This is a genomic window from Streptomyces sp. NPDC041108 (assembly GCF_055592645.1).
Map to the genome: position 1 here is coordinate 1 of NZ_JBVIYK010000049.1, position 4,569 is coordinate 4,569.

A 4,569-nucleotide genomic window follows, 5' to 3' on the forward strand; every position below is an offset into this window, starting at 1 on the left:
CTGCCGGTCGGTGAGGTCCGCGTCTTGTCGCCGCTGGTCGACGGCCGGGTGGAGGTGGCGGCGGTCAATGGTCCGTCGTCCGTGGTGGTCGCGGGAACTCCGGAGGGGCTGGACGAGGTGATCGCCGAGGCGGAGGCGTGCGGTGCCCGCGCCCGGCGTGTGGAGGTGGACTACGCCTCGCACTCCGCACAGGTCGAGACGCTCAGCGCCGACATCCCGGCGGTGCTCGCCGACACCGCCCCCGTCGCCTCCGCGGTCCCCTTCCATTCGACGGTCACCGCCGGACGGTTCGACACCACCGGCCTGGACGGGGAGTACTGGTACCGCAACCTGCGGTCCACCGTCCGCCTCGAAGAGACGGTGGCCGGACTGGTCGAGGCGGGTCATCGCGTCTTCGTCGAGATCAGCCCCCATCCGGTACTGACGGGCGCGGTGCAGGACACCGCGGAGGCGGCCGGGCACGAGGTCGCCGCCCTCGGGACGCTGCGCCGCGGCGAGGGCGGCCTCCAGCGCTTGCTGCTCTCGCTGGGGGAGGCGTACGTACACGGGTGCAAGGTCGACTGGACGGCGTCCGTCCCCGGGACAGCAACCGGCGCCGGCGCCGATGTCGAGGCGGACACGGGCGCCAGGACCGGAACTCCCCCGAGGATCAGCCCCGTCGACCTGCCCACGTACGCCTTCCAGCACCGGCGCTACTGGCCCGAGGCGGTATCGGTCGGCGGTGGCGCGGGCCGGGCCGTCGACGACTGGCGCTACCGGGTCGTGTGGCGCAGGAGCGGTACCGCCGGGGACGCGCGGCTGTCGGGACGATGGCTGCTGCTCACCCCCGAGGCGGTGAAGCCGTCCGACGTGGCCCTCCACGGGATCACCGAGGCACTGCGGGAGGCCGGAGCCGAGGTGACGCTCGCCTCCGACGTCGTGTCGGAGGCCGCCGGAGGCGACTACGCGGGCGTGCTCGCGTGCCCGGGCTCCCTGGCGGACGCCCTCGCGCTGCTGCGGGACCTGCGCGCCGCCGACGTGGGGGCACCACTGTGGTGGCTGACGGAGAACGCCGTCACGGTGGCCGCGGGCGACGCCGTACGCCCGGAGGCGGCGCAACTCTGGGGCCTCGGGCAGGTGGTGGGCCTGGAGCATCCCCACTGGTGGGGTGGGCTCGTCGACCTGCCGGCCACGTGGACGCGGGACACGGGCCGGCGCCTGACGGCCGTGCTGGCCGCGGCGGTCGACGACCGGGGCCGGTCCGAGGACCAGGTCGCCGTACGGGAGTCCGGTACGCACGTACGACGGCTGGTGCGGGCCATGGCGACGGGACGCGAGGCCGAACGTGTCTGGGAGCCGCGAGGGACCGTCCTGGTCACCGGCGGCACGGGCGGGATCGGCGCTCATGTCGCCCGATGGCTGGCCTCCGCGGGCGCGGAGCACCTGGTGCTGACGAGCCGCCGTGGCGCGGGGGCGCCGGGCGCCGCCGAGCTGGGCCGGGAGCTGGAGGCGCTGGGTGCTCGGGTGACGTTCACGGCCTGCGACACGGCGGACCGAGACGCCCTGGCGGCCGTCCTCGCGGGCGTCCCTGCGGAGGTGCCGCTCACCGCGGTCGTCCACGCCGCGGGGGTCGCGACGTTCTCCGACGTGCTGTCCATCGAGCCGGACGAACTCGTGGCCGGCATGTCGGCGAAGGTGGAGGGCGCCCGCCACCTGGACGAACTGACCGCCGGCCTGGATCTGGACGCGTTCGTGCTGTTCTCCTCCGGTGCGGCTGTGTGGGGCAGCGCGGGCAACGGTACGTACGCGGCGGCCAACGCCTACCTGGACGGTCTCGCCCATGAGCGGCGGGCACGCGGTCTGACCGCGACCTCCCTCGCCTGGGGCGGCTGGGCGGGCGGCGGGATGCTCCAGGGGTCGGAGGCCGTCGCCGGGCAGCTGGAGCGGATGGGGCTGCGGCAGATGCAGCCGGAGCTGGCGATCGGCGTCATGCGCGAGGCCGTCGGGCACGGCGAGACGACACTCACCGTGAGCGACATGGACTGGGAACGCTTCGCCCCCGTCTACGCGCTCGCCCGCCGCCGCCCGCTGATCGAGGAGATCCCGGAGGCCGCCCGCGCCCTGCGCGCCCAGGACCCGGCCGCCGGCGAACCCGCCGCCGACACGGACGCCGCCGCGCGGCTGCGCGAGAGCCTGGCCGGGCTCACCGGCCTCGAACGCCGGGACACCCTCGTGGACCTGGTCCGCGAACATGCCGCCGCCGTGCTCGGACACGCCTCACCGGACGTTCTCACGCCGGACCGCCCGTTCAAGGATCTCGGCTTCGACTCGCTCACGGCCACCGAACTCCGCAACCGTCTCAACACGGCCACCGGTCTGCGGCTGCCCGCCACCCTCGTCTTCGACCACCCCACCCCCACCGCCCTCGCCGGCCTCCTGCACGACGAACTCCTCGGCGGCACACCGGACGGCCCCCTGGACGCCCTGCGCGCGCAGCAGGAACTCGACCGCGTGGAACAGGCCCTCCTGCCGGCACTGTCCGCTCCCGACCTGGATCCCGACGCCCGCGCCGACCTCGCGCGACGGCTGCGGGACCTGGCGGCCCGGATCGACGCGACCGGCCCGGAGGCGCCGACGCACACGGCCGATGCCCTGCAGTCCGCCACCGACGACGAGATCTTCGACCTCATCGACCGTGACCTGGGTGTCGGCTGACGCCCACCCCGCCCGTCCACCCCGCGCCGCGCCCCACCACACCGATCTGGAGTCGACCATGACCGAGGACAAGCTCCGCACCTACCTGCGGCGGGTCACGGCGGAGTTGCAGCAGACCCGCGACCGGCTGCGTGAGTCCGAGGAGAAGTGGCGCGAACCCCTCGCCGTCATCGGCATGGCGTGCCGCCTGCCCGGCGGCGCGGACTCGCCGGAGAAGCTGTGGGGCCTCGTCACCGACGGGGTGGACGCCGTCGGCGGGCTCCCCACCGACCGGGGCTGGGACCTGGAGGACCTGTACGACCCCGACCCCGACAAGCCGGGCAAGACCTACACACGCGACGGCGCGTTCCTGCACGACGCCGGTGACTTCGACCCCGCGCTCTTCGGTATCTCGCCGCGCGAGGCGCTGGCGATGGACCCGCAGCAGCGGCTGCTGCTTGAGACCTCCTGGGAGGCCGTCGAACGGGCCCGCATCGACCCGCTGTCCCTGCGCGGCAGCCGTACCGGCGTCTTCGTCGGCGGCCTGCCCACCGGCTACGGCGCCCTGCTCATGGACTCCGCCGAGGACCAGGGCTACGCCCTCACCGGCGGCTCCGGCAGCGTCATGTCCGGCCGCGTCTCCTACTCCCTGGGACTCCAGGGCCCGGCGGTCACCGTCGACACCGCCTGCTCCTCCTCCCTCGTCGCCCTGCACCTCGCGGGCCAGTCGCTGCGCCAGGGCGACTGCTCGCTCGCCCTGGCGGCCGGCGTCGGCATCCTCGCGACCCCGGCGGGTTTCGTCATCTTCGCCCGCCAGCGCGGTCTCTCCACCGACGGCCGCTGCAAGGCCTTCGCCGACGCCGCCGACGGCATCGGCTGGGGCGAGGGAGCCGCCGTGGTCCTCCTCGAACGCCTCTGCGACGCCCGGCGCAACGGGCATCCCGTACTGGCCGTGCTGCGGGGCTCGGCGGCCAACCAGGACGGCGCCTCGAACGGCCTGAGCGCGCCCAACGGTCCGGCACAACAGCGCGTGATCCGGCAGGCGTTGACGAGCGCCGGCCTGTCACCGTCCGACGTGGACGCGGTGGAGGCCCACGGCACCGGCACCCGTCTCGGTGACCCGATCGAGGCCCAGGCCCTCCTCGCGACCTACGGCCAGAACCGTGAACGCCCGCTGTACGTCGGGTCGTTGAAGTCGAACATCGGGCACACCCAGGCGGTGTCCGGCGTGGCCGGTGTGATCAAGACGGTGATGGCGCTGCGCCACGGCACCCTGCCGAAGACCCTGCACGTGGACCGGCCGACGAAGGAGGTCGACTGGTCGGCGGGCGCGGTGGAGCTGCTGACGGAGGCCCGGGAGTGGCCGGAGACGGGCCGTCCGCGCCGGGCGGGCGTCTCGTCCTTCGGGATCAGCGGCACGAACGCCCACGTGATCCTGGAACAGGCCCCGGAAGCGAACGTCCTGCGGGAACCGTCGCCGGACGGCCGTGCGACCGACCCCGACCGCGCATTCGTCCAGGACCGCGACGACGATCCGGTCGCCGTCCCCTGGACGCTCTCCGCCGCCACCGCGCCCGCCCTGCGCGACCAGGCCCGCCGCCTCCTGGACCACCTGACCGAGCACCCGGACCACACCGCCGCCGACATCGGGCACTCCCTCGCCACCACCCGCGCCTCCCTCTCCCACCGAGCCATCGTCCTCGCCGACTCCCGCGAGGACGGCTCGGCCCGACTCCGCGCCCTGATCGCGGGCGACGACGCGCCCGGCCTGGTGACGGGCGAGGGCGGCAAGGCCAAGACCGTGTTCGTGTTTCCGGGGCAGGGGTCGCAGTGGGTGGGTATGGCGGTGGAGTTGCTTGCGGCTTCGCCGGTGTTCGCGGCGCGGATGGCGGAGTG

Annotated in this window: 2 protein-coding genes; both read left to right on the forward strand. The window is 74.4% G+C overall.

The genetic code is table 11. The annotated features are described in order from the left end of the window. On the forward strand, nt 1-2,694 hold a 2,694-nt coding region (locus ACZ6BB_RS42095; protein ID WP_471620364.1), incomplete at its 5' end, for a type I polyketide synthase. Nucleotides 2,695-2,752: 58 nt separating this feature from the next. Continuing rightward, on the forward strand, nt 2,753-4,569 hold a 1,817-nt coding region (locus ACZ6BB_RS42100; protein WP_471620365.1), incomplete at its 3' end, for a type I polyketide synthase.